The sequence below is a fragment of the Candidatus Aegiribacteria sp. genome, from assembly GCA_021108435.1.
Lineage (GTDB): Bacteria > Fermentibacterota > Fermentibacteria > Fermentibacterales > JCC-6 > Aegiribacteria.
On the sequence record JAIOQY010000007.1, the window covers coordinates 1 to 2863 of the forward strand.

Sequence of the window (2863 nt, forward strand, 5' to 3'; positions counted from 1 at the left end):
GTTGGGAAACACGCAGCATAGCTCATGCCCGGGGACATGCAGGCTCTGCTGCGTGTCCCCCATAAACTTGGCTCGTTGGGTGTCCCCGTATACTGCTATCTGATGACCACGCAGGATCTAACAGCGGTTTCTCCTCCTGAAGTAAGCCTCAGAAGATAGATCCCGCCCGGAATGGGTGATCCATCTGAATTGTCACCGGCCCATGTAACGGAATGCGTACCGGAGAGTTGTTCCCCGGAAACCAGATTCCGCACGATCCTTCCTGAAACATCGTAAACATCGAGTGATGCTGTCCCGGAAGAAGCAAGAGTGTAAGTGAATACCGAAGATACGGCAAACGGGTTAGGACTCGGAGCGGCAAGCGAGAAGACATGCACAGCATCCGGCCCATCCTCCACTCCCGTAGCGACAAATGCGGTGCCCACGTAGGGATAACGGTTATGGAAAGTACATGTGATCGTGACATCTTCAGAGGTTGGAATTGCCGGTATGTCAAGCATCACGAGACCTGAAGTATCAGTGTAACCACTTTGAAGCAGAACAGTATCCTGCACTATACCAACCATCGCACCCCTGACAGGAGAACCCGCTGCCGTTACTATCACACCAAAGGGGCCGGTCTGTATGTTCTCCCAGTGATTAGCGTCAAGATGGACAAGTGGTGATGTTTCAGTGAAGATATCAAACTCGGGACAGCCGAAAATCATATGCATATTGCTGTTGCTGGTGCTTCCGGTGTACTCGTATGCTTTGATCTTGCCGTAATCGAAAGCGGCCCCCATATGGTACATTTCCTCTTCAAAGTAACCTCTAAACTGGTACAGAGCCAGAGAATCGGTTGGTCCGACAGGACTGCCCATCGTTGCTCCCATGAAGCCTATGGCTCCTTTGGGTGATGCTATATTGCCCTCGCTCATCCATGCTTCTCCGAAGCACATCGATGAACCGTCGAACTCGCTGTTTGAGCATGCAATGGAGCTTATCCAGGGAAGTCTTCTGCCGTTGGAGAGATTCGCGACATCACCGTTATTGAATCCGGTGGTCCCCCAGGATGTATGACTTCCGTGACCAATATAGCTGAGGAGAGAAAGCCCGCTGTTAATTTCACTTGTTATTAATGCTTTTGTGGGGGGAATACCGCCGTAGCTCGTGTTATTGCAGTATAAGGTTGTAGGCATTTCATGCTCCATGAAAATATTTCTGTATCTCCAGGACATCCATGGATCCTGAAAATCTGTCGAACCTATACTGATAGCGTGCTGAAACCAGCTGCTCAGAGGCTCATACGGATCACTCTCGTATTTCTCGATCTTCCATGACATGTACGCAAGGTCGTCCATATCGCCACCACATAGTCTTCCTACGTGAATGCTCGGATCAACTCCTGTGCCGATAACACCATACTGGTTATCAGCTTCTGTGCCACTGGCATATGGGGTTGGGACTACGTTCTCGTCACCTACGATAAGTATCCATTCAGGTGGGTTTGACCAGTTGTGGAAAGCATTTTCTATCCAGCTGTCAATCTCTGAGGCTGTGCTTCCGATATCCGGTACAATACCGTACTCTATCTGGTAACCCTTCTGACGTTTCCAGTTAATCAGATCCTGCGCCAGTGCAATGCTTTCATTTGAACCGAGTACAATATATGATCCATTAACAGCATCACTTCCATCGGACTCAAATCCGAGTACTTCCTCATAGATGGGAATGAAACTGCGGGTAATTCCAGAGCTTGCTCTTTGAAGCTCGTTTTCACCTATTCCATCCACAATGAGTCGAATTGTAATATCTGTTACAATAATCGTCTCGCCTGTAACAGGATTGTACTGTACAGGACAGAATCGAACCCATGCAACCCTGATATCTCTGAGGATGCTTACACTCTCCACAATTGCTGGTTGAGAAGGATAGAATCCGGAGTTGGAATAAATCTCTTCATTTATTCTGTAGGGAGCGTGACCTCCGCTTCTTGTAGGGTATTCCTGGAATGGAGGAATGCTGTAGATTCCGAGGGGGGAGGATTCTGCAGATACGATCTCCACATTGACAGCGCCGGTATTGGGAATAAGAACCATTCTTCTGATAACCGGCAGGTCGGGGCTTCCCACAGGCATACCCATTCCCTCTCCGGGAATTCTCAGAATTGTTCCTTCACTGAAATCTCCAATGCTTTCATTTACAGCCGTAAGCGCGGGAAGAGTGAATTCAACGAGAATACCTTCACTGTCCAACCCAAGATACTCGGCTGTTTCGGAATATTCTTCCGACCGGTAAAGAACATCTGCGTTGACTGCAAATGTAATTATCAGCATCGGCACCAGCAATATTCGTAACATTTGAACCTCCAAATAGTAATCCGACTTATTTAATACAGAATATGGATAGTATTCCTATTTTCCCTTGACACATGATAATAAAACTGTTTGTAAGGATAATAGTTCCGGCCGTAGAAGAATGCATAGTGATCTCAATAATGTCAATGGACTTATGCGGGGACACGCAGCAGAGCGAAAGTTTATGGGGGACACCCATAGAGTTGGGTGTCCCCGTATACTGCTATCTGATGACCACGCAGGATCGAACAGCGGTTTCTCCTCCTGAAGTAAGTCTCAGAAGATAGATCCCGCCCGGAATGGGTGATCCATCTGAATTGTCACCGGCCCATGTAACGGAATGCGTACCGGAGAGTTGTTCCCCGGAAACCAGATTCCGCACGATCCTTCCTGAAACATCGTAAACATCGAGTGATGCTGTCCCGGAAGAAGCAAGAGTGTAAGTGAATACCGAAGATACGGCAAACGGATTAGGACTCGGAGCGGCAAGCGAGAAGACATGCACGGCATCCGGCCCATCCTCTATT

At 48.2% G+C, this 2863-nt stretch carries 2 protein-coding genes; both read right to left on the reverse strand.

All coding sequences use genetic code 11. The features are described from left to right. Window positions 1-95 precede the first annotated feature (95 nt). On the reverse strand, window positions 96-2339 hold the full coding sequence (locus tag K8R76_00470; GenBank protein MCD4846645.1) for a T9SS type A sorting domain-containing protein: 2244 nt from the start codon (window positions 2337-2339) through the stop codon (window positions 96-98). A 220-nt stretch (window positions 2340-2559) separates the two neighbouring features. After that, a partial coding sequence (locus tag K8R76_00475; GenBank protein MCD4846646.1) for a T9SS type A sorting domain-containing protein occupies window positions 2560-2863 on the reverse strand: 304 nt, incomplete at its 5' end.